Origin of the sequence: Bordetella tumbae, assembly GCF_965139195.1 — a bacterium.
Classification (GTDB): Bacteria; Pseudomonadota; Gammaproteobacteria; order Burkholderiales; family Burkholderiaceae_B; genus Bordetella_A; species Bordetella_A tumbae.
In genome coordinates, this window is sequence record NZ_CBCSJH010000008.1 from 88979 (window position 1) to 111260 (window position 22282).

Genomic DNA, 22282 nt, shown 5'->3' on the forward strand with positions numbered 1-22282 from the left:
GGTGAAATGACACAAGCTCTTTTGTTCTGGTCCCGCCGAAATGATTTGATATGCGACTACGTCAGCCGCGCTGCCGCAGCAATTTGAGGCGCTCCAGCAATGCCTGGTGAATGTGATGCCGCGCAGCGGCTGCGGCACGCTCAGGGTCGCGGCTGCGGATGGCTTCCACAATATCGTTGTGCTCTTTCATCGCGACCTTGGCACGCGCTTTGGAGCTCAACGTACTGCGTCCCAGCAGATAGGTGGTATCGGTCAAAGAGCGCAACGACCGGATCAAATGCCGGTTATGCGCGGCGCTGTAGATAGCGTCATGAAAACGCAGATTCAACGCCACCGGATCCGCATCGCCCTCGTCCAGAATCGCCTGCATATTGGCGATCTCGGCATCCGTGGCATGCTGTGCCGCCATTGCGGCAGCGGCCGACTCCAGCACTTCGCGCATGGCATAGAGCTCGCCCACCTCTTGCTGATCCATCGTGGCTACGACCATGCCTCGTCCGGGCTCATGGCGCAGCAGTCCTTCGTCCTGAATGCGCTTGAGCGCCTCGCGCACTGGCGTACGCCCCATGTCCAGTAAGGCCGCAACCTCGATCTCGCGCAACCGCATGCCGGGCGTAAATTCGCCCATGAAAATGCGCTGCTTGATCTCGTTATAGGCGGCGAACGCCTGCGAACTGGTTTGCGGAATAGGCATGAGCATCTCTATATATTCTTAAATATATTTTTGCATACAAAAAATAGAAGCGCAAATAGAGACAACGATGCCGCGTCTTATTTTTGACAGCACTGTGAGCGGCCGCCCTCCCTCATCCGCCTGTTACAGCTATGCTGAGTAGCCACCTTTCAGATAAGGTGCGTGGTTTCTCAACATCCTCAGATGCTCAGATTTCCACTTTCCCTATGTTGCGAATTTTGGAGGCAATCATGCGCAAACTTTCTTTATATGATCTTTCGAATGTATATGGCGGCATCACGCCGGACTCTGGCGATGTAGAGCTACAGAGAACACTGTTCTTGAGTATGGCGGCTCATGCGGCAGGCTACGCAATGGGTCAAACGCTGGGTGGGCAGTTTGATTTTGGAGACGCAGCGACATCAACGAAAGACAGCTTGATCGTACCGCTCGCCAGCGATTCCGTCTTACGCTGTATGGACGCTGGGGCGATCTCTGCAAGGCTTCGCCAAGCCGCCGTCCTCACCGCAGCGGGGCTATATGGATTCGCAGAGGGGTGGGACGATGCCCATGCGCATACCTTGGAAGTCCGCTGGTAAAGCGGCTCTTCGTGCTCTATAGCAACTGATCTATCGTGAAGCCCAAAAAAATGGATCAGTTGCCTACCTAACGGGCTTTCCCGAAGTGCCGAGGCCGCTCCCTCAAGCACAGCGTTACGATTTTGCCGGATTTCCTGGTCCTGGAGGCGCATGCTCCAAGGCCGCCGCCAATGCCAACACGTTTGCTGCCTCTTGTTCTCCGTTATCAAGCAGCGCGTGCATCGCCGGAAAAAAGTCGATGCCCAGACGGATGAACTGTTGCACTGTTGCTCGATAATTGAATCGTCCTAGATCCATTAACGCCTCGGTAGGCGACGCGCCAACAGACAAGAGAAGCTTCACCTCGTCGAGTGATTTACTGGTTTTCGCCATATCCCGTAGCAGAGCAGACGCTGCCGGCTCTGCCCCCTCGAGAACCACGGCTTTTAGGGCTGATCGCTTCTCCTCTTCGGATATACCGTCCGCCTGGAGTATATTTTTTAACTCAACATAGGCTAGAAGGTTGGCTGCAGGCCAGCTAGCAAAACACCGAGCGCTACGCTGGCGCAGAATCTGCAACGCGCCGACAACGTCACCGCCCCACTCGATCAGTTTTTGTAGTAGTTTCTCGCCTCCCTCCCACACACAGTGATGCACAAGTAACTCTCGACTATCCAGCCCGACTGCAATCAGCAATCGCACGCGCTCAAATCTCGGGGATTTAAACAGCGCCGCCCATTCTTGTTCATTTGGGGTGACACCTTTTTTGTACAGAATGGCGCCACCTCCTAGCCAACGCTCGGGTTCCGCACCCGGCACAGCCATCAGGCGCTTTAGCGTCTTTATCTTCTCGTCATCAGACCGGCTTTGCATGTCATCCAACATGAGGCATACCATGTCGTGCTGCGCAAGTCTCTTTAACACGTCGTTCTTGCCCGCGCGCTCGGCTTGGTCTAGAACGACAAAGACATCATCGGCACGGATGTGCTCGCGCAGAACAAGTTGATGAATTACGTCCCGGAAGGGCAGGCGCTGCATGGCGGGTAGCGTACTTGCCCCGGCGTCAAAAAATAATTTTGCGGCATATCTCGATCTGTGCTCCATGGCGAGAGCGAAGGCTTCGGATATATCGCCTCGCGCTTCGATCAGCATCAGCGCCGTGATCGTGGCCTGCTTGGCCGGCGACTCATAGTTCCCTCCTTTTTTTGCCAGAGAACCGAGAGCCACGCTGTCGTCTGTGCGAGCGCCCACATCGATCAATGCTTGCATCAACGCGACATTGCCCTTTTCCGTCGCGCGCATTAATGGGGTATATCCATCGCGATCCTTGGCGTCAAGAATCTGCGGATCATTACCCGCCCGGCCCAACAGCATCTTTACCATTGCATCATGACCGCCAGCGATTGCCTGATGGAGTACCGTCTGTCCCTCACGCTCGTCAATAGTGGTCAAGTCGAACTGATATTCATCAAGCAGATGCACAAGCGCGTCGATATCGCCCGTTTCCGCGGCGTGAAAAGCGCCATCCGTAATCATTTCCGGCGCAGGCGGCGTGTCGATCGACGGCATGGAAGGTGCCGTTTGGGAGATAGAACTCTGTAGTGTTTCCATGATGAAGCCTCCAAGAATGCAATAAGTAACTACAGCGCCAGGTGCGTTCCATCCAGCGCTGCTGATGCGATCTTAGTGACCTAAGTTCGAGTCCTCCCCGTATTGATACTTCCTGAGCAAGGGTGAAAATGGGAATCGGCGATAAATCAGCCCTGCTCTGCGCGCACGCCTTGTAGCGCGCCACATTCTGCTCGTTAGGTGGATACAAACCCGGCAACGGCGTGCCCGCCTTGACCTCGGACATGATCCAGCCCTCCAGGCGCTGCGCCGCCGTTTGCCCATACAGGCAACCCGGTTCCCAATACGCCCTCAAGGTAACGGCAGAACCGAATGTATTCCGTCTAAAATTTTTTGACATCCAATCAGGCCACGGGAAAAACGATCTCTGTCCCGGCTATACGTACTGCCTGGCGTGCTTGCCCGAGTGGTCGAGACCGTTCGAGTCACCGAGATGGGCAAGCTCGCTTGGCCCATACCGCGCGGGGAGAGACTCGTCAGCGCACACACCGGCAGCACTCAGGATCTCGACTGCGTTGAAATTCCCGCCTTTCAGTTCATCCTGAAGAAGTCGTTTGGCCCCGTGCACGACCGCGTCGTCACGCGCCAACAATTCTCTGAGTAACGTTATTCTGTCTGAAGCGGATAGATTTTTGGGCGCAAGTACGAGGACTTTTATCGCCGAATAGGCAATGAGGGCCTTTGATTCTAATGGAGCATCCGCCTTCAGCGCAGCAGTGGCATTGGCCCCCAATGCGATCAATATCTGCATTGGCAACATCTCGCGTTTGGCAGCCATCTTCAGTAATGTGCGAGCGGCAACCATTCCGACTACAGCCCTAAGGCTCTCCATGTCCGTTCTCCCCCAGAGCAACAATAAATTCCCAAGCATGGGTTCGGCAACATCAATATTCGCAGCAGCCAGGATTGTTTTCATAGCACTTACCTTTTCCGGATGCGCTTCCTCTTCCTTGCCAGCAATGTCAATCAACAGCAACACTGGATCGAATTCCCGAGTATCAATTAACGCTTTGACTCCCGTCACATCACCCTGCATGGCGAAACGCGTTAACAGATCCCTGGCTACCGTTTTTTCGTTCTGGCACGGCTGCCGTACCAATGGCACATCTCCGGTGGTTGAATCATCCATGACTTGATGGACATCATCAGAGGGATTTTTCGACAAAGACAGGACATCGACTACGTGCATTGCGGATGATGAATTGAAAGCCAGACTGTGTGCTTGTGTCATGCGGAAGGCTCATTAGGAGAAATAACGAACAGGACAGAACACCACAGAAGATCTATCGAACTGGTGTGGGCTGTGGTCGAGTCTTATTATTCGTACCCTAGCCAGTTCTGAACACGTCTATCAGTCTGAAATTCGCGTGCTCCTGCATTCCATACGAGGGAAGCATGCGATCACGAAATACGACGCCAACGCCTTGAGGAAAGAGGCACCCAATGCGACCGGTCATTTCCTGGAGACAACCAGTATTGCGCCCCTGAGCAAGATTGCTCAGGGGCAAAAAAAGATACAACGACGGATCAGCCCTGCTCTGCGCGCCACGCCTTATAGCGCGCCACATTCTGCTCGTTAGGTGGATACAAACCCGGCAACGGCGTGCCTGCTTCGACCTCGGACATGATCCAGCCCTCCAGGCGCTCCTGCTCGACAGAGGCCTCGACCACATCATTGATCAGATCTGCGGGAATCAACACGGCGCCGTCGCGATCGAGCACGATGTAATCGTTCGGAAAGACCGCCACGCCGCCGCAACCCACGGGCTCTTGCCAACCGACAAAGGTCAGGCCAGCAACGGATGGAGGCGCTGCGCCGCCATTTGCCCACACAGGCAACCCTGTTCCCAATACCCCTTCGAGATCACGCACGACACCGTCTGACACCAATGCACTCACTCCACGCTTTTTCATCCGCGCGCAGAGAATATCGCCAAAAATCCCCGCATCATTGACGCCCATTGCATCCACGACGGCAATCGCGCCCTCTGGCATAGCCTCGATTGCCGCACGCGTGGATATAGGAGAGGACCATGATGCAGGCGTGGCGAGATCCTCGCGAGCAGGTACAAAGCGCAAGGTAAACGCGCGGCCGACGATGCGTTTGGCAAAAGGAGCCAGCGGAAACGCGCCGCGCAGCCAGACATTGCGCAGGCCCTTCTTGAGCAGAACGGTGGTCAGCGTCGCGGTCGTGACGCCTTCCAGGGCTTGTTTGATCTTCGGTTCAATAGGCAATGCATCTACAGACATAGGAGGCTCCTGAAATGAATAAGAGAACAAACGGGAAATCAATCGGCCAGATCGGCCAACAGACGTTGCTTGCCTGCCAGTACGTGTTGTTCGGCCAGCTCGCCAGCGCGAACCACGTCACCCGCCTTGATGGCGTCGACAATGCCGCGGTGCTCTGCATTGGAACGATTCATTTTGGCGGTGTAGTTGAAAAATTTACGGCGAAACAGATGCAGCTCGTTGACATATTCCGTGTATGCACGCGCGGCATGGCGGTTGTTGCTGTATTCCAGGATCAAGTCGTGGAATTTCAGATTCAGCTCGTAATAGCTGCCGCCATCGGAGATTTCGGCAGCAGCCTCCATCTGGGTCAACAGATCCTCCAGTGCGGCAGTGCGCTCGGGCGACAGATACTCTGTCGTGCGCCGCGCCGCATAACCAAAGATCAACGCACGCAGGTCATAGCTCTCGAGCATGTCCCGCATCGACATCTGGCGTACGAACATGCCTCGATGCGGCACCGCAGTGACCAGGCCGCTGCCGGCCAGGATGCGTATAGCCTCACGGATCGGCCCCCTGCTGAACCCCATCCGCTGTGCCAGCGCGGCCTCGTTCAGCCGTGACCCTGGCGCAATGTCGCCCGAATAGATCAGACGCTTGATTTCCTCGGCCGCGGTCGCCGCGAGCAACGGTAGCTTTTGTTCGGATGGTTCAGTCATAGGCACGGAAAAGTGAGCAGGAAAGTGTCGCTGCGACAAGGCGATTATGACGGCAAATTGTACCTGCGCGCCTGTCAGTCCGCCCCACATCGAAGACAAATTTCAAACAATCGTATTCGATTTAAATAAAATTGTTGACACTTTTTGAGTGACTTCATACCATGACTTCACAAAACAAGAGCAAAAACCGGCCGCGCCCTTGGGGCTCGGCTCTCGCCTGGCCCATCGCCTCGCGGTAAAGGATGGGTCCGCCACGTCATGAGAGGAGCACTCGCCCATGTCTGACACGCAACACTCGCTGCCCTTGTCGCCCTACCGGGTCATTGATCTGACCCGGGTACGAGCCGGCCCGACGGCCGTACGCCAATTGGCAGACTGGGGGGCCGAGGTCATCAAGATCGAAGAGCCCGTCAACCCTGCCACCGAGACGGAGATGGGGGGAATGAGGCTAGGCCCCGATTACCAGAACCTGCAACGCAATAAGAAAAGCCTCACGCTCAATCTCAAGAGCGCCGAGGGGCGAGCCGTGCTCGAAAAACTGGTGAAAAACGCCGACGTCATCGTCGAGAACTACCGGCCCGACGTCAAACATCGACTGGGGATTGATTACGAGACACTCCGGCAGATCAACCCACGTCTGGTCTACGCCAGCATCTCCGGCTTTGGCCAGGATGGCCCCTATGCCAAGCGCCCCGGCTACGACCAAATCGTGCAAGGCATGGGCGGCTTGATGTCTGTCACGGGTCTGCCTGAGTCCGGGCCTGTGCGTGCAGGTATTGCCATCGCCGACACTACTGCCGGCCTGTATTGCTCGATCGGCATTTTGATCGCCCTGCTCGATCGTGAGCGCACGGGTGTGGGTCAATGGGTGCAGACATCACTGTTGGAAGCCCAACTGGCGATCCTCGACCTGCAGGCGGCCCGCTGGCTCGTGGCAGGTGAGGTTCCCGTCCAGGCGGGCAACAATCACCCCACGATCATCCCGACGGGCTTGTTCACTGCCCAGAATGGCCCGATGACGTTGCAGGTGCCAGGTCAACTGATGTGGGAACGCCTGTGCAAGGCGCTGGACAAGCCGCAGTGGCTGGACAACCCGCAATACCGCACCAATCGGGATCGATCCATCCATCGCGAAGCACTCAATCAGGAAATCAACGCGATATTTGTGCAGCAGCCTCGTGAATACTGGATCGAAAAACTCAATGCTGCAGGCCTGGCCTGCGGCGCCGTCAACACGGTGGATCAGGCCTTTGCCGACCCGCAAGTACAGCATCTGGGTATCGCGTGGCCGGTACGGCATCCCCAGTTGGGTGATATTCAATTGGTCGGTCAGCCGATCAAGAGCAGTCGGCACCAACCCACGTTACGGACGGTGGCGCCGATGCCGGGCGAACACAATACCGAAGTGCTGCAAGGGCTGGGCATCGACCAGTCCGAACTCCAGACGCTAAGGAATCAGCATGTCATCTGAGCACACTCCCATGCTGCGTTATCAAAAAGATGGCGGCGTAGCCACATTGTCCATTGATCATCCCACGCGGCATAACGCGATGACGTTCGACATGTGGGCGGCGTTGCCCGGGTTGATTGAACAGGCGGACGCCGATCCCGATGTACGCGTATTGGTGTTGCGCGGCGCAGGCGAAAAAGCCTTTTCGTCCGGCTCCGATATCTCGCAATTCGGCGAACGCCGCAGCACCGAAGCCGGCGTAAAGCTATGGAACGACACGGTGGTGGTCGCTGCAGATCGCTTGGTCCGCCTAGGCAAGCCCTCCGTAGCGCTGATACGCGGATTATGTTTTGGAGGTGGCGTCGGGCTGTCGTTGCATTGCGATCTGCGTTTTGCGACGCCTGATGCGAGCTTCAGCATCCCCGCAGCAAAGCTGGGGGTGGGCTACTACCCTGCTTGGCTTAAACGGCTGTCATCGCTCGTGGGACCTGCCGTCGCAAAGGAAATCATGTTCACGGCGCGCCGGTACGATGCAGCCCAGGCGTTGAAGGTAGGCCTGGTCAACGATGTGCGCGACGAGGCCGAAACACTGGAACTCGTCACCAGGATGGCGAGCCTGGCGCCGCTGAGTCTGCGCGCCAGCAAAATGGCCATCGACGAAGCCGTCGAACCGGGCAAGTACGGCGACGATGCCTGCCAACAAGCATTGCGCACGTGCTTTGCCAGCCAGGACTACAAAGAAGGCCAAGCGGCATTTCAGGAAAAACGGCCACCCGTATTCGCTGGCCGCTGATCTTCACCCAGCCTACCCCGACGCCCTGCAACAGGAAATAGGAGACAGAAAGTGAAGATAGAAAAAATCACCGCCACGCTGCATCGGCATGAGATCGACCTGCCCGATATCGGCAAATCGATCGAGAGCCGCATGTTTGTCTTTGTCGAAGTCACGACCGACGAGGGTCAAAGCGGCTTTGGCATCACGGGTTCAATCCTGCCCTGGGCCGTCATCGCCTGCATAGAAAATCATCTGGCACCGGCCCTGAAAGGACGCGACGTATTGCACACCGAAGCGATTCATGCGCACGTGTGGAAACAGCTGAACAGCCGCGCGTATACCGGCGTGATCTCCAATGCGTTGTCGGCTATCGACGTTGCGCTGTGGGATCTGCGAGGCAAGCGAGAGTCGCGCTCTGTGCACGAGTTGTTGGGCGGCTTTCGGAATTGGGCGCCGACTTATGCGACCTTTGGCTATCCGTTTTTTGATGAACGGCAACTCGCTGACTACGCGCGCAAGTTCATCGACGATGGGCACACGATGCTGAAGATGGTGGTCGGTGGAGAACCGTCACGCACTTGGCGCGACGATGTTCGGCGCGTGCACGCCGCGCGCGAGGCCATCGGCTCGGACGCGGCGCTGATGATAGACGCTAATTGCTGGTTCAACCCCTATGAGGCGCGCTTGTTGTGCCGCGCGATCGAGGATTGCGAACTGATGTGGTTCGAGGAACCCATCCAGCAGAATGATGCTCGCGCGCTGGCAGACCTGCGGGCCAATACTTCCATACCGATTGCCGCCGGACAAATGGAAGGTCATCGTTGGCGTTATCGCGAACTGGTCTCGCATCATGCGGTGGATGTGTTGCAACCCAATGTGCTCTATAACGGCGGCTATACCGAATCGCTGAAGGTGGCGCACCTGGCCCAGGCCTACAACCTGCCCATGGCCAATGGAGGCGGCTGGCCGATTTTCAATATGCATTTGCTATGCGGCCTGATGAATGGCGGACCGGTCGAATTCCATTACGGGATGTGGCAAACGGGCAAGCATTTCTTTTACGGCACGCCAGACCCTGTGAACGGCCGCATGACCTTGTCAGGCAAGCCTGGACTGGGATTTACGCCGAATTACGACGCGTTGGAGGCAGCCCGTATCACGGACCCATCTCAAAGCCGACTCGAAGGGCGCGATAGCCACGGATACTTGCTGCGTGAGGCCATCACCGCGACATAGAGCACCCCAGTTTTCGCAGTTCTGCAAAAAAAGGCCTCACATCACGCCTGCGGCTGACTACTCGCCCACGAGCACTTTTACCGTAAGGCAGACTCGGCAGCAAAACGAAATCCGGTCCATGGCACCGGATACATCCTGGAGGAAGACAAATGAGTATCTCTATCGCCGCTCGCATGGCGTCGGCCTGCGCAGTGCTCGCACTACTCTCTGCACCTGTCTCGGCTCATGCGGAGTATCCAGAAAAGAACATACGCATGATCATTCCGTTTGGTGCGGGCGGGGGCAGCGATGTGCTGGCTCGCACGATCGGCTCGGTCATCAAGGACCTCAAGCTCGTACCGGTGGATTTCATGTATGAGAATCTGCCCGGCAGCAGCGGTGCGCGCGGGTACAAGGAAGCGTCGCGCCGCAAGGGCGATCCATACACGATGGCAACGGTCAGCGTGAGTTTTTTCACGACGCCGCTCTTGGGCCGTGCGCCGTTCAAACAAGAGGACTTCACGCCTATTGCAGCGATTTCGATGTCACCGTATGTGCTGGTGGTAAAGAGCGACTCGCCTTATCAATCCCTGAAAGACATGGCTCAGTCCAAACGGCTGACTACGGGTACGGTAGGCGTGGTCTCGGACGCACGGCTGTTGGCTGACATGGTGAGCAAGCAGATGAAAGTCAAAGTAGACGTGGTGCCTTTCGATGGCGAAGGGGAAATCACCACGGGCGTGTTGGGCAAGCATATTGATTTCATGTTTGGCAATCCCAGCGAAGTCATGCCTCAGATCGAGGCCGGCACGATGCGCGCCCTGGCCGTGAGTGCAGGTCAGCGGTTGTCCTCGATGCCTGATGTCCCGACGTTCAAGGAACAAGGCTACGACATCGAACACACCATGCTGCGCAGCGTCGTGATGCCCAAGGGCGTCGAACCGGAGGTCGTCGCGTACTGGGAAAACGTGCTGCGTAAAGTCGCAGAGAGCAAAGAATGGAAAGAGCGCTATCTGGATCGCTACAAGGACGAGCCGCGCTATGAAGACGCGGAACAGACTGCGGCGCTGATCCAGCAAACCAACCAGCGCTATGTCGCCATCATGAAGGAACTGGACATCATCAAATAACTACCGGAACGCCAATAATGAAAATCGAGACACTGGATCGTGTTTTTGCGATGTTCTTGTTTCTGTTGGGCCTGAGCATCGCTTATTTTGCACCCTCGTATGGCTACATGACCGATGGCAATCCTGGCGCAGGATTTTTTCCGCTATGGGTGGGATTAGCCATCGCAGGACTGAGCATGGTGAATTTCGTGCGCAGCGTAGCAGGCAAGGAAAAACTGGCTCAGGAAATCGCATTGTCCAGCCTGATCAAACCGGTGGCCCTCACGGGTGCCCTGGTGGCCTTTGTTTTTCTGGCAGAGCCATTGGGCATGATGCTGGCGTGCGCGGCACTCGTGTTCGCGATAGGCTGGATCATCCGCCCGCACTGGGACCGGGTTTTTACCGCAAAGATCGTCGCAACGGCAGTGCTGTTTCCGGTCGCCGGCGAACTGGCCTTCGGCGTGTATCTTGGCGTGCCTTTGCCCAAAGGGTTGTTGGGAATCTGACTGTACACACATTAAATGAGGGAACAACATGGACTCCATCGTCCTGCTACTCGAAGGTATAGTCAACGCACTGTCATGGTCGGTGCTGGCAGCCACACTGATCGGTGTCTTGATCGGATTGTTCGTCGGTGTATTGCCGGGTCTGGGTCCCGCTGCCGGTGTAGCGATCATGCTGCCGGTAGCGGTCGGCTTTGGCGGTGTCGAAGCCATCGCCGGCCTGGGCGGGATTTATTACGGCGCCATGTTTGGCGGTGCTGTTACCTCCATTCTGCTGGGGATCCCTGGAGAGTCCGCATCAGTCATGACCGTGCTGGATGGCTATGCAATGGCCAAGCAAGGCAAGGCGGGCGAGGCGTTAGGCATCAGTGTGTTTTCCTCGTTCACCGGCGGCATATTCGGTCTGCTGGTCATGGCACTGCTGGCGCTGGCGATCGCGCGCGTAGCCATTGAATTTGGACCGACCGAAATGACGGCCGTCATGGTGCTGGCCTTTTCGCTGGTGAGCGTGCTGGGTGGACGCAACATCATCAAGGGATTCACTGCGCTGTTTCTGGGTATCTGGATCGGCATGATAGGCATGGATCCCATTTCGGGACCGCCGCGTTATACCCTGGGGTCGATGGACCTGCTGGATGGCGTGGATTTCACCATCATTGCGGTTGGCATATTCGGGCTCGCCGAGATATTTTTCAATCTGTCGGAAAAGGCTGAAGGCACCCGAGCTGCAGCCAATTATTCATTGCGCTCGTTACTGCCCCGCGTGAGCCATATGATCCGCTGCAAGGGCGCGGTGGTGCTGGGATCTATCATGGGTTTTCTCGTGGGCGTGCTGCCTGGCGTGGGCGCGACGGCGGCCACGATGTTGGCCTATGCGGCCGCCAAAAAGGTATCACGTACTCCCGAAGAGTTTGGCAAAGGCGCCATGCAGGGCGTTGCGGCTCCTGAGGCAGCAAACAACAGCGCAGCCTATGTGTCCATGGTGCCTATGTTCACACTGGGCATCCCCGGCTCGGCGACCACTGCCATCATGCTGGGAGGGCTCTTGATGTTGGGCCTGCAACCAGGGCCCTTGCTGTTTACCAACAATCCGGATTTCGTGTGGACGGTGTTCGGCAGTTTCTGGATAGGCAACGTCATGCTGTTGTTTCTGACACTGCTGATGATTCCCTTGCTGGCAAGCGTAGTGTTCGTTTCTACGGCGCTGCTCTACCCGGTTGTAATCGGCATGATTCTGTTCGGGGTATTTTCGATCAATTACTCGATGTCTGATGTCCTGCTGGCGCTGGGTGCAGGGGTGCTGGGCTATCTGATGCTCAAGCTGGAGTATTCGGCGGTCCCACTGGTGCTGGGAGTGGTGCTCGGCCCCATGCTGGAGAACAATATCCGCCGAACCTTGATCCTGTCCGAAGGCGGACTGGGCGTGTTCTTCGAGCGCCCGATCTCTCTGGCGTTCTTCCTGCTGGCCGCATCAGTGGTGCTCTTTCCGCTGATATCGAAATGCTGGAAACGAAAATCGGACAGGAGTTAGAGATCAGAAAAAAGCCAACACGGGGGCCGCCACTGCGCATAGCCCCCCGGCGGACAGTGCAGCGACTGGCCGATAGCTGACGAACCAAATCAGAATCAAGCCCGCAAAACTCAAGATACCGATCCATTCCACGGTGCCATAGGACCACCCCCATACCGCAGCCGACGCCCATAGCGACAACGCCAGTGCGGTCCAACCAACGATACGCAGGGGGGTACGATGACGGCGCGGCAATTCGCGGTCGAACACATCCTCGTAGTGGCGATCCATACCCAGGCACAACGCGGAGAAGCCAGCATAGGCCAAGCAGAAAGCGGCAATACTCATCATGACGTCACCTCATTAACAGTACAGCTGGCGGTGACGGAGGTGGCTGCAGCACGTGCTGTACTGACCGCATCAGGGCGAACGGCCTTGCGGCCTGCCGGAACTGGGCGGGCCGATGTTGTCTTGTTTTTCTGGTACGCCTTGCGCGCCTTGTGAGCCATCCAGCCAAACAGGACGGCCGCAGCCAGCGAGGTCAGGTCAAATCCCGCCATGACCCAATCGCCGGCCGGCAACGACATGCCCAAGTGCCGGTCCGTCGTCAAGGCATTCAACACTGGCAATGCCAGCGCCAACACCGCAGTCAACGACAACAGATCCATCCACTTGCGCGTACGAAATGCAAAGGCATAAATAAAACTCAAGCCCCAGACAATGAAGAACGCGCGGGTTTCCCAAGCGCCTCGCCCAACCAGGTCAGCGGGCACCAACCGGTTTGCCCAGAAGTACACCACCACCGCCAGACAAAAACCGGCGATGCTGGCGGCGTTCAGGGCATCGACCAAGCGCAGCGAAAACTTCTGCTGAGCCGCGGCGCCGACTTTCTGGCGACGCTTGGCAACCCATAACACCAAGCCGGTGCCGACCATCGCCGTCCCTGCCAGGCTGACCAGGAAATACAGCCACCGCAGCAGCGGCGCAGCAAAAAAACCCAGATGCAAACCGATGATCGTATCGGCAGTCGTCATCGCAGCACTGTTGTTATCGTGCCGCGATAGCAGCGCACCATCGATCCCATTGAATTGCATGCTGGGAGCATTGCGGCCATACGATACGCGTTCGCCCGAGTCTCGAGACACCGATACCATCGCGTTCTGTTTGCCGGGATTCGTCACCACCAGGCGTCCCGCACTACCGCCCTGCCACAGCGAGGTTGCCTGTGCCACCAACGGACCCAGCGGCAACAGCTCGGCCTGGCCGTCGGTCGGACGCTGCTGAGGCGAGCCCGGGAACCGCTCGTCAAAATATGCACGGGGCGTGTCATAGGCAGCCGAAATCCCCGCAGGCAACAGCATGACCACAAAGAGCAGCAGCCCGCTGAACGTAATCATCAGATGAAACGGCAATCCCAACACTGACAAGGCGTTGTGCCCGTCCATCCACGCGCGCTGCCCGCCCTTGGCGGGCCGGAATGTAAAGAAGTCCTTGAAGATTTTCTTGTGCGTCACGATGCCGCTGATGATGGCCACCAGCATGAACATCCCCGCGATACTAGCCAGCCAACGCCCCCATGGACGGGCCATTTCCAATTCGAAATGAAAGCGATATAAAAAATCGCCACCGCGCGTTTCACGGGCCTTGATTTCCTGACCGGTCGCGGGATCGAGTGTCACGCGTTTGAACCCCCGTTCGCCCGGCGCGGGCTTGAGAATTTGGTACAACAAACTCAGATAAGGCTCGCGTGCCGAGGGCAAATCAATGAACCAGCGCGAGGCGTCCGGCGCATGTGCGCTCAGATAACGCTGCGCCATGTCGGCGGCCTGGTCTGCAGGTAATACCTGCTGCTGCGCTGGCGCCTCTGGCTGCATCCACGTAGTGATTTCGGGCCGGAAAAATGCCAATGTCCCAGTCAGGAACATCGCAAACAAGATCCATCCGAACACCAACCCGGCCCACGTGTGCAGCCACGCCATCGCTTGCCGAAAGCCCTCACCCTGTTCGGAAGGAGAGCGCATGGATTTCGACTTCGCGAAAGCCTTGGACGACACCGAACTGTCTGGCGTCACTGGGGACGTGGCCTGAGCAGCGCTGGATTTTGAGGCTTTTGTCATGCGGCCCCCGCCAACCGGCTGAGCCAGAACAGCCCTGCCAGCAGCACCGTCGGCACGAGGATCCCGGCCCACGCGCGCCACGTATTACGGGCGGCAAACACCCACATGACGGCAATCGTATAGGCGACGAACGCAAGCATGCTCGCCGTCACGACGGCATCGACACGCACCATGGGCAGCCACACGGCCAGACTGGCGGCCGTTGCCGATGCCAACGCATACCCGCCAAATACCGCAGCGATAATGCGCGAGACGACGGCCCATCGATAGCGCGCCAACCCGGCGCCGGGAATAGGTTTCACTGCAAATCCTGCGAACTCGATAATTTGAGAATTATAATCATTACGAGAAAAAACGGGCGCTTCTTTCCCGCCTTCGTAGAATGAAGGCCGTCCAGCAGGCGCCCGCCTCGGCGTTACCAGCGATAGCGCACCGCAGCCTTGACGGTGCGGTCATAGCCGTACCAGCACCAAGCCTCGCTCAAGCACGAGGCCACATAACGCTTGTCAAAGACGTTCGCGACGTTCAGGCTGACCTGCCAGCCTTTCAGTGCCGGCTGATAACGGCCGAGGTCGTAGTCCAGTCCCAAATCAAACAGTGTGGCGCTGGATACCTTGAACGTATTGTTGGCATCGCCCCAGGTTTCGCCCAGATAGCGCACACCGGCCCCTACTCCCAGACCGGCCAGCGGCCCGCTTTGCATTTCATAGTGCACCCATGCCGACGCCTGATGCTTGGGTACGCCGGCCGGTTGTGTACCCTTCATGCTGACACCTGCGGCATTGGGATTGTCTTTGGTATAGGCGTTCTGCATCCAGCTGTACGACGCAATCACGCTCAGCCCGTCGACCGGCTCGGTTTTGGCCTCAAGCTCCAGACCGCGGGTGCGCACCTCGCCCGCTTGGATACTGCAACGTCCGCCGCTGCAGATATGGGTCGGATCCGGGTCCGTCGTGGTCAGGTTTTTGCGACGGATGTCGTAGACCGCAGCCGTCAACAAGGTACGCGAACCGGCGGGTTCGTATTTCACGCCCAACTCGTATTGCTCGCCCTCGACCGGATCAAACGGAGCCCCATCCCAGCCCGTGCCGTTTTGCGGCTCGAACGACTGCGAATAGCTGAAGTACGGCGCCACGCCATTGTCGAACAGATAGAGCAACCCCGCGCGACCGGTAAAGGCCTGTGCGCGCTGAGGCGTATGCGTGCGCACCCCGGTGTTCAGATTGGTCGCGTTGGTGTTGGTACGCGCCCAGTCATAACGCCCGCCCAGCAGCACCGACAGACGGCCGAGCTTGATTTGGTCCTGGAAATACAGGCCGGCTTGATATTGCGTCTGGGTCTGGTCGCTGGTGAAGGCCGGCATGGTAAAGCCCATGTCGTAGTTTGGATTCCAAGTGTCCAGATTCAGGAAATCACCAGTCTGCGAGGCCGACAAGGTATCCGTATTGACGCGCTGATAATCAAAACCCAACAAGGCCGTGTGATCGAAAGGCCCCGTGGAGAAATTGGCCAGCAGATTGTTGTCCAGCGTCAAGGCATCGAACTTGACGTCGGTACCGGTCAGACCGCGCTTCAGGTAGCGATAGGTGCCTGGATCTGCCCAACCGCTGTTATAGATACTGCGATATTCGGCATCCGCGTGCACATAGCGTAATTTCTGGGTTGCTTTAAAGGTGTCGTTAAAGCGATGCTCAAACTCATAGCCCAAGGAATAGTGCTTGCGGTCGCTGCGCTCGAAACCTTTGTCCCCATCGTAGAAGCTGCGTGAGAAACGGCTGCCATCCGGTAAGGCATGCACCGTACCCATCGCAGGCAGGGCCCCGTACGCCCCCATATCGGGATCGCGCTGGAAATGCGTCAACACAGTCAAGCGGGTATCCGCAGTGGGTTGCCACAAGAACGACGGCGACACGTAATAGCGGCGTTCCTTGGTATCGTGCAATTGGCCGTCAGCCATATAGCCTGCGCCGACTACGCGATATAGCAAGGTGCCGTCGTCGTTCAGACTGCCGCCGACATCAGCCATCCCGCGCAACAACGAGTTGGTGCCGACTTCGACACCGAGCTCATTGACCTGCCCGGCCACCGGCCGTTTGCTGACCTGGTTCACCACGCCGCCAGGGCCGCCTTGGCCGTACATGACGGACGAGGGGCCTTTCAGGACATCGACCCGTTCCAGCCGATAGGCATCCACCTGCGGCAAGGCATCCCGGCCGCCGAAGACACGCAGCCCATCCAGGTAGGACGTAGCGGAAAAGCCCCGGATCGTGAACTGATCCAGTCGAGTCGCGGTCGCACCTCGCGTTTCCACCGCTACGCCAGGGGTATAACGCAGCACCTGGTTCAACGTGTTTGCGCCTTGTTGAGCGATTTGGGTCTGCGTGATCACCGAAATGGATTGCGGCGTTTCCAACAACGGCGTGTCCGTCTTGGTGCCAGTGGACGCGACGGTGGAAACCACACCATAGGTCTGGCCCGTGCCGGTCTCGCCCTGCCCTTGCACCACCACGGGAGCCAGGCTCACCGTGTCGCCCGCCATCGACGGTGAGCGCCGCAAATGCCAGCCACCCGTCCCGGGATAAGCCTCCAGGCCGCTTCCTTGCAAGATGGCGCGAAAACCCTCGCCAGCGGAATAGCTGCCCTGCAAACCCGATGCGCTCAATCCCGATACCAGGCCGGTATCGAATGAAATCAGTACGCCGGCCTGCCGCGCGAATGCGGTCAATACCTCACCCAGTGGTCCAGCAGGCACCGAAACACTGCGTGCGCCGGCTGCCGATTGGCTTGGTTGGGCGCCAGCCGCCTGCGCCAGCACAGCCGGATGCACCGACACCAGCCCTGCGCCCGCCAACGCCAACACCAGCGCGGGCAATGCGCCAGGATGCCGGGCGCCTCGTATGTCATAGCCAGCGCTTATGCGACGGGCCGCCCGGGATGAGAACAAGGAAGCAAGAAAAGACAAAACAAGACTCCTGCGGAAATGAACGGGTTACAAAAGCCATTCCGCACGAGCACGCAAAACCTGCAGGCGATGAGACGACTGAATAGAAACCAAAAGTAAATCCAGAGTGCCTGCGACGATCTACACGCTTCGCTGTTGAGAGTGCTCGTCAACGCCATCGACTCGCACCCACCACGATCCCCAGCGTTTGATCGTGATCGGCAAGACGTGCTGCAGCATTTCCAACGCACCATCCGTGTCATCCAACGGAAATACGCCGGATACCGATAAATCCGCCACATCGGGACTGACCGAGAGCACCCCGTGGCGATAGCGCGCCAGCTGGGCAACGACCTCGGCCAATCGATCATCATTAGCGACAAGCAACCCGTCCATCCAGGCGGCCCGGCTGCTCTGCGCCGCTGTCTCATGCCAGGCGTCGGCCTGGCGATATAACGCTGCGCCCGCATTCAGTACTCGAGGCTCGCTGCCCTGCGCACTCACACGAAGTGAGCCCTCGTAGACATCGACGCGTATTCCAGACGGCTGCCGCCACAACGAAAAATGCGCGTTGATCGCCTCCAGGCGGCTGCCGTCGACATTCACCAACAAAGGAGACACGCTTGGGTCGCGATCGACAGCGATGCCCATTTCACCTCGCCACAACGTCAACTCACGCTGCCCGTCGCGAAACGCCGATGACACCGCCGTATCGCTGGCCAAATCCATCCGGACATGGTCCGGCAACACGACACGGCGCCGTTCGCCCACGCGCGTACTGTAATCGGCCACCAAACGCTGCCAAGGGGTCCATTCATACGTGGCGGCACCGGTACCACCCAGGACGGCGCCTGCAATCAGTCCCTTGAGCACGGCGCGCCGCTGTCGGCCATGCGAACGGCTGCCCTGCCGAGCGGTTGTCGCCTCCACTAAATGCGCATGCGCAAAGTCCGAGGGAATATCACGTACGGCATGAGCGAGACCCTCCAGGCGCGCCCAGGCGTGCTCATGACGCGGATCTGCTGCTCGCCATTGCCGACAGGCATTCAATGCAGCAGTCCCGCCCTCACCGGATTGCAATTTGACCCACCACGCGATGGCGGCCTGGGCAATGGGATCGCCCATCGTCTCAATCCTGGAGGCAGACATAGCAGGCCATCAACGCGCGGGTCATATATTGCTGTACTGCACTCAAGGACACGCCGAGCCGCTCGGCGATTTCGGCATAGCTCAAGCCGTCAATCTGGGCCATCACAAATGCCCGCCGCACATTGTCGGGCAGATCCGCCAGCATCCGATCCAGCATGGCAATCTGCTGCAAAACTGCTGCACGCGTTTCTGCGGAGGGTTGATGAGGTTCCGGCAAGGCGGCCAGATAATCGAGATACGCCTGCTCCAGGCCGGCGCGTCGATAATGATCGATCAGCAAGCCCTGGGCGATCGTGCGTAAAAATGGACGGGCCTGCTCGGCCCGGACTTGCTTGCGGCCGGCAATGACCCGCACAAACACGTCCTGAGTCAGGTCCTCTGCCCGGAAAGGATTGCCCAGCTTGCCCCGCAGCCATCGGAACAGCCATGGCTGATGATCACGGTACAGCTCGTCAATGGGCGCCGCCGCGGGCGCGACGGCCACGCTCGGTATGGAGGTTTTCACGGCGGGCAGAGAAAAAGCGCAAACCGCGATGGTAATTGATAACTACTATTATTATCAATCAGATTACGCAGAGATGCTGCCGCACCCAGGCCATGACGTGTTGGCACAACAACACGTCACCCTGCCCTCCTTCCTGAAGCGACCGCTTGCAGTTCTTACAGCCCGACCGTCAAACGGCGCTCGGACTCCAAATACTCGCGTGACTGCATTTCCAGGATGCGCGACACAGTGCGGTGAAACTCATTGGCCAACGCGCCTTCGGTGTAGAGCTCCTCGGGCTCGCATTCCGCCGACATGATCAGCTTGATCTTGTGGTCGTAAAACACGTCGATCAACCAGGTAAACCGGCGAGCCTCGGACGCTTGGCGTGGTCCCATGCGAGGCACATCCGACAAAATCACCGCGTGAAAACGGCTGGCCAATTCCAGGTAATCGTTCTGCGAGCGCGGACCACCGCATAGCGTCGCAAAATCGAACCACACCACAGACCCGGCCAACGCCTGTGCACGCAGCTCGCGATGCTCGATGTGCAACACAGGCTCTTGCGGCGGCGTGTCGGCCAGCCGATCAAAAGCGTCCTGCAAAGCAGCCTTGGACTGCTCATTCAGCGGCGAGTGATAGCACTGCACCTGCTCCAGCGAGCGGCGCCGATAATCAATCCCCGCATCCACGTTCAAGACATCCATGCGTTTCTGGATCAGCTCGATCGCCGGCAAAATCCGATCGCGATGCAAGCCATCCGGATACAAGGTCGATGGCTCGTAGTTGGACGTCATCACAAACGACGTGCCGTACTCGAATAGCTTGAGCAACAAACGATAGAGAATCATCGCATCGGCCACGTCCGACACGTGGAACTCGTCAAAACAAATCAAGCGATAACGCTTGGCCACCCGGCGCGCCACCTCATCCAGGGGATCTTGCATCCCTTTGACGTTTTCCAGCTCGCGATGCACGCCGCGGATGAACTCATGAAAATGCAGCCGCGTTTTGCGCACCACGGGTACCGTGGCATAAAACGCGTCCATCAAAAAGCTTTTGCCGCGCCCCACTCCCCCCCACAGATACACACCGCGCGGGACATCGGGCCGGTTCAATAACTTCTTTAACGCATTCGAGCGCAGGGCCTTGAAACGCACCCAGTCGTCGTAATACGCCTGCAATCGGTCAATGGCTTGCTTCTGCGCCACATCAGGGTGATACCCCCGCTCCGCCAGGGATTGTTCATAGTATTCGCGGACGTTCATATCGCAGCTGCAAACCTAAAAGAAAAAAGGCGGGTCAACCGCCTCATACTATTCATCTGGCAATCTGTCGTATGCACCACCGGCAAGGGGACACCATCGCGCATAGGCGAACAAACATTTGCCATCGTATCGGCCAACACGCACAGGCCCGAACGAACCATCACTACACAGACAAGCGCCGAGCCGTTGCAGCCCGGCGCCCATCTATACATCGCTCAGAATCAGAAATTCAGCGTGCGCTTGTCCACCGCCAGAGCGGCTTCTTTCACGGCTTCCGACAGAGTCGGGTGAGCGTGGCAAATACGCGCGATGTCCTCGGCCGCACCACGGAATTCCATGATGGTCACGGCTTCGGAAATCAGCTCCGATGCCATCGGGCCAATGATATGCACGCCCAACACCTCATCGGTCTTGGCATCCGCAATCACTTTGGCAAAACCCGTCGTATCACCCAACGCGCGCGCACGGCCGTTCGCCATAAAGGGGAAGCTGCCCGCCTTGTACTCGCGGCCTTCCGCCTTGAGTTGCTGTTCGTTCTTGCCCACCCAGGCGATTTCCGGCGACGTGTAAATAACCGACGGCACCGTCGCGAAATTCACATGGCCATGCTGACCGGCGATACGCTCGGCCACCGCCACGCCTTCTTCTTCGGCCTTGTGCGCCAACATCGGACCACGCACCACATCGCCCACTGCCCATACGTTGGGCAAGTTGGTCTTGCAGTCATCATCGACAGCAATGAAGCCGCGCTCGTCCAGTTGCAGACCCACGGATTCGGCGTTCAAACCGCCGGTGTACGGCACACGCCCGATCGACACGATCAGTTTGTCCACCGCCAGCTTTTGCTCGGCGCCCTTGGCATCCACATACGACACGTTGACCGACTTCGCCGTCGCCTTGACGTCACCGATCTTCACGCCGGTCTGAATATTCAGGCCTTGCTTAGTCAGCACCTTCAGAGCTTCTTTGGCGACTTGCTGATCAGCGACCGCCAAGAAGTCAGGCATGGCTTCCAGGACAGTGACCTCAGCGCCCAGACGGCGCCACACGCTGCCCAGCTCCAGGCCAATCACGCCAGCGCCAATCACGCCCAGCTTTTTCGGCACAGCATCGATACTCAGCGCGCCGTCGTTGGACAGCACGACTTTTTCATCGAACGGCAGGCCCGGCAACTCGCGCGCCGACGAACCCGTTGCCACGACCACGTGCTTGGCAACCAGGTCTTCTTCGGTCGTGCCGGTGACCTTGATCGCATAACCGCCGTCAACCTGACCAGCAAACGCACCCTTGCCATGGAAGAACGTGACCTTGTTCTTCTTGAACAAATACAGGATGCCGTCGTTGTTCTGCTTGACCACCGTGTTCTTGCGGCCAACCAGCGTATCGAGCTTCAGGCTAACGCCTTTGACTTCAATACCGTGCTCGGCAAAGTGGTGGTTGGCCTGTTCAAAATGCTCCGACGACTGCAACAACGCCTTCGACGGAATGCAGCCCACGTTCGTGCAAGTACCGCCGGGTGCCGGGCCGCCTTGGCCGTTTTGCCACGCGTCAATGCAAGCCACGGACTTGCCCAACTGCGCAGCACGAATCGCCGCGATATAACCGCCGGGGCCAGCACCGATGACAACAACGTCAAATTGTTTGGACATAATGATCTCGAAATTTGGGAATTAAAGAAGCGCCAGCCGATGTAAACACCACGGAGCACATCGCATCAGAGGTACAGCCTGCCTCTTTAAAGGCGAGCAGACGCAGATGAGTCATGAACGCCAGCGATGTGCCGGGGCCAAGAGGCTTCGGTGCGGCGGGCCCGTTGAGGCCGCCGAGCGCTACCGAAGGAAGGCGGGGGGAAGTCGGCTGGGCATGTTTGAGCGTAGCGAAGCGGAGCGAGTTTGCCCAGCCGCCCCGCCTGGCGAGGTAGGCGACGGGGAGT

Annotated in this window: 21 protein-coding genes; 7 read left to right on the plus strand and 14 right to left on the minus strand. The window is 58.1% G+C overall.

Going from position 1 to position 22282, the window contains the following annotated elements:
- Nucleotides 1-61: 61 nt before the first annotated feature.
- Nucleotides 62-694 carry a GntR family transcriptional regulator gene (locus ACNA0J_RS11750; protein ID WP_415819042.1) on the minus strand — a complete coding sequence of 211 codons (633 nt, stop codon included), beginning with the start codon at nucleotides 692-694 and terminating at the stop codon, nucleotides 62-64.
- Between the two features lie 230 nt (nucleotides 695-924).
- Here ACNA0J_RS11750 and ACNA0J_RS11755 point away from each other — a divergent pair, with 230 nt between their 5' ends.
- Nucleotides 925-1272, plus strand: a complete 348-nt coding sequence (locus tag ACNA0J_RS11755; RefSeq protein WP_415819043.1) for a hypothetical protein — start codon at nucleotides 925-927, stop codon at nucleotides 1270-1272.
- A 114-nt stretch (nucleotides 1273-1386) separates the two neighbouring features.
- On the opposite strand, the gene ACNA0J_RS11760 is transcribed toward ACNA0J_RS11755, so the two are convergent.
- From ACNA0J_RS11760 to ACNA0J_RS11775, 4 genes are all read right to left on the minus strand, one after another.
- Nucleotides 1387-2862, minus strand: a complete 1476-nt coding sequence (locus ACNA0J_RS11760; protein WP_415819044.1) for an ankyrin repeat domain-containing protein — start codon at nucleotides 2860-2862, stop codon at nucleotides 1387-1389.
- Nucleotides 2863-3256: 394 nt separating this feature from the next.
- Entirely contained in the window at nucleotides 3257-4111 is an 855-nt protein-coding gene (locus tag ACNA0J_RS11765) for a hypothetical protein (protein ID WP_415819045.1), read from the minus strand.
- Between the two features lie 296 nt (nucleotides 4112-4407).
- Nucleotides 4408-5130, minus strand: coding sequence for a ribonuclease activity regulator RraA (locus tag ACNA0J_RS11770; RefSeq protein ID WP_415819046.1), 723 nt, complete (start codon nucleotides 5128-5130; stop codon nucleotides 4408-4410).
- 38 nt (nucleotides 5131-5168) lie between these two features.
- Nucleotides 5169-5828: a GntR family transcriptional regulator gene (locus tag ACNA0J_RS11775; protein ID WP_415819047.1), complete on the minus strand. Its 660-nt coding sequence runs from the start codon at nucleotides 5826-5828 to the stop codon at nucleotides 5169-5171.
- A gap of 277 nt (nucleotides 5829-6105) precedes the next feature.
- Here ACNA0J_RS11775 and ACNA0J_RS11780 point away from each other — a divergent pair, with 277 nt between their 5' ends.
- From ACNA0J_RS11780 to ACNA0J_RS11805, 6 genes are all read left to right on the plus strand, one after another.
- A complete protein-coding gene (locus ACNA0J_RS11780) occupies nucleotides 6106-7299 on the plus strand; it encodes a CaiB/BaiF CoA transferase family protein (protein ID WP_415819048.1) in 1194 nt (397 codons plus the stop codon).
- On the plus strand, nucleotides 7289-8071 hold the full coding sequence (locus ACNA0J_RS11785) for an enoyl-CoA hydratase (RefSeq protein ID WP_415819049.1): 783 nt from the start codon (nucleotides 7289-7291) through the stop codon (nucleotides 8069-8071). Before ACNA0J_RS11780 ends, ACNA0J_RS11785 begins: the two co-directional genes overlap by 11 nt.
- Before the next feature lie 51 nt (nucleotides 8072-8122).
- Nucleotides 8123-9289 (plus strand): mandelate racemase/muconate lactonizing enzyme family protein, encoded by a 1167-nt coding sequence (locus ACNA0J_RS11790; RefSeq protein WP_415819050.1) that lies wholly within the window; start codon nucleotides 8123-8125, stop codon nucleotides 9287-9289.
- 149 nt (nucleotides 9290-9438) lie between these two features.
- Nucleotides 9439-10398, plus strand: coding sequence for a Bug family tripartite tricarboxylate transporter substrate binding protein (locus ACNA0J_RS11795; RefSeq protein ID WP_415819051.1), 960 nt, complete (start codon nucleotides 9439-9441; stop codon nucleotides 10396-10398).
- A gap of 17 nt (nucleotides 10399-10415) precedes the next feature.
- Nucleotides 10416-10883 carry a tripartite tricarboxylate transporter TctB family protein gene (locus ACNA0J_RS11800; protein WP_415819052.1) on the plus strand — a complete coding sequence of 156 codons (468 nt, stop codon included), beginning with the start codon at nucleotides 10416-10418 and terminating at the stop codon, nucleotides 10881-10883.
- A 28-nt stretch (nucleotides 10884-10911) separates the two neighbouring features.
- Nucleotides 10912-12411, plus strand: a complete 1500-nt coding sequence (locus tag ACNA0J_RS11805; protein ID WP_415819053.1) for a tripartite tricarboxylate transporter permease — start codon at nucleotides 10912-10914, stop codon at nucleotides 12409-12411.
- Nucleotides 12412-12414: 3 nt separating this feature from the next.
- Here ACNA0J_RS11805 and ACNA0J_RS11810 read toward each other — a convergent pair whose 3' ends face one another.
- The 9 genes from ACNA0J_RS11810 to ACNA0J_RS11850 all read right to left on the minus strand — a co-directional run.
- On the minus strand, nucleotides 12415-12741 hold the full coding sequence (locus tag ACNA0J_RS11810) for a DUF3325 domain-containing protein (RefSeq protein WP_415819054.1): 327 nt from the start codon (nucleotides 12739-12741) through the stop codon (nucleotides 12415-12417).
- A complete protein-coding gene (locus tag ACNA0J_RS11815; RefSeq protein ID WP_415819132.1) occupies nucleotides 12738-14411 on the minus strand; it encodes a PepSY-associated TM helix domain-containing protein in 1674 nt (557 codons plus the stop codon). Before ACNA0J_RS11815 ends, ACNA0J_RS11810 begins: the two co-directional genes overlap by 4 nt.
- Before the next feature lie 92 nt (nucleotides 14412-14503).
- Nucleotides 14504-14809 carry a DUF3649 domain-containing protein gene (locus ACNA0J_RS11820; protein ID WP_415819055.1) on the minus strand — a complete coding sequence of 102 codons (306 nt, stop codon included), beginning with the start codon at nucleotides 14807-14809 and terminating at the stop codon, nucleotides 14504-14506.
- A gap of 113 nt (nucleotides 14810-14922) precedes the next feature.
- Nucleotides 14923-17406: a TonB-dependent siderophore receptor gene (locus ACNA0J_RS11825; RefSeq protein ID WP_415819133.1), complete on the minus strand. Its 2484-nt coding sequence runs from the start codon at nucleotides 17404-17406 to the stop codon at nucleotides 14923-14925.
- 183 nt (nucleotides 17407-17589) lie between these two features.
- A complete protein-coding gene (locus ACNA0J_RS11830) occupies nucleotides 17590-18573 on the minus strand; it encodes a FecR family protein (RefSeq protein WP_415819056.1) in 984 nt (327 codons plus the stop codon).
- Between the two features lie 4 nt (nucleotides 18574-18577).
- A complete protein-coding gene (locus ACNA0J_RS11835; protein ID WP_415819134.1) occupies nucleotides 18578-19111 on the minus strand; it encodes a sigma-70 family RNA polymerase sigma factor in 534 nt (177 codons plus the stop codon).
- Nucleotides 19112-19257: 146 nt separating this feature from the next.
- Nucleotides 19258-20349 carry a cell division protein ZapE gene (zapE, locus tag ACNA0J_RS11840; RefSeq protein WP_415819057.1) on the minus strand — a complete coding sequence of 364 codons (1092 nt, stop codon included), beginning with the start codon at nucleotides 20347-20349 and terminating at the stop codon, nucleotides 19258-19260.
- Nucleotides 20350-20570: 221 nt separating this feature from the next.
- Nucleotides 20571-21998, minus strand: coding sequence for a dihydrolipoyl dehydrogenase (lpdA, locus tag ACNA0J_RS11845; RefSeq protein WP_415819058.1), 1428 nt, complete (start codon nucleotides 21996-21998; stop codon nucleotides 20571-20573).
- A partial coding sequence (locus ACNA0J_RS11850; RefSeq protein WP_415819059.1) for a hypothetical protein occupies nucleotides 21982-22282 on the minus strand: 301 nt, incomplete at its 5' end. The genes lpdA and ACNA0J_RS11850, both read right to left, overlap by 17 nt.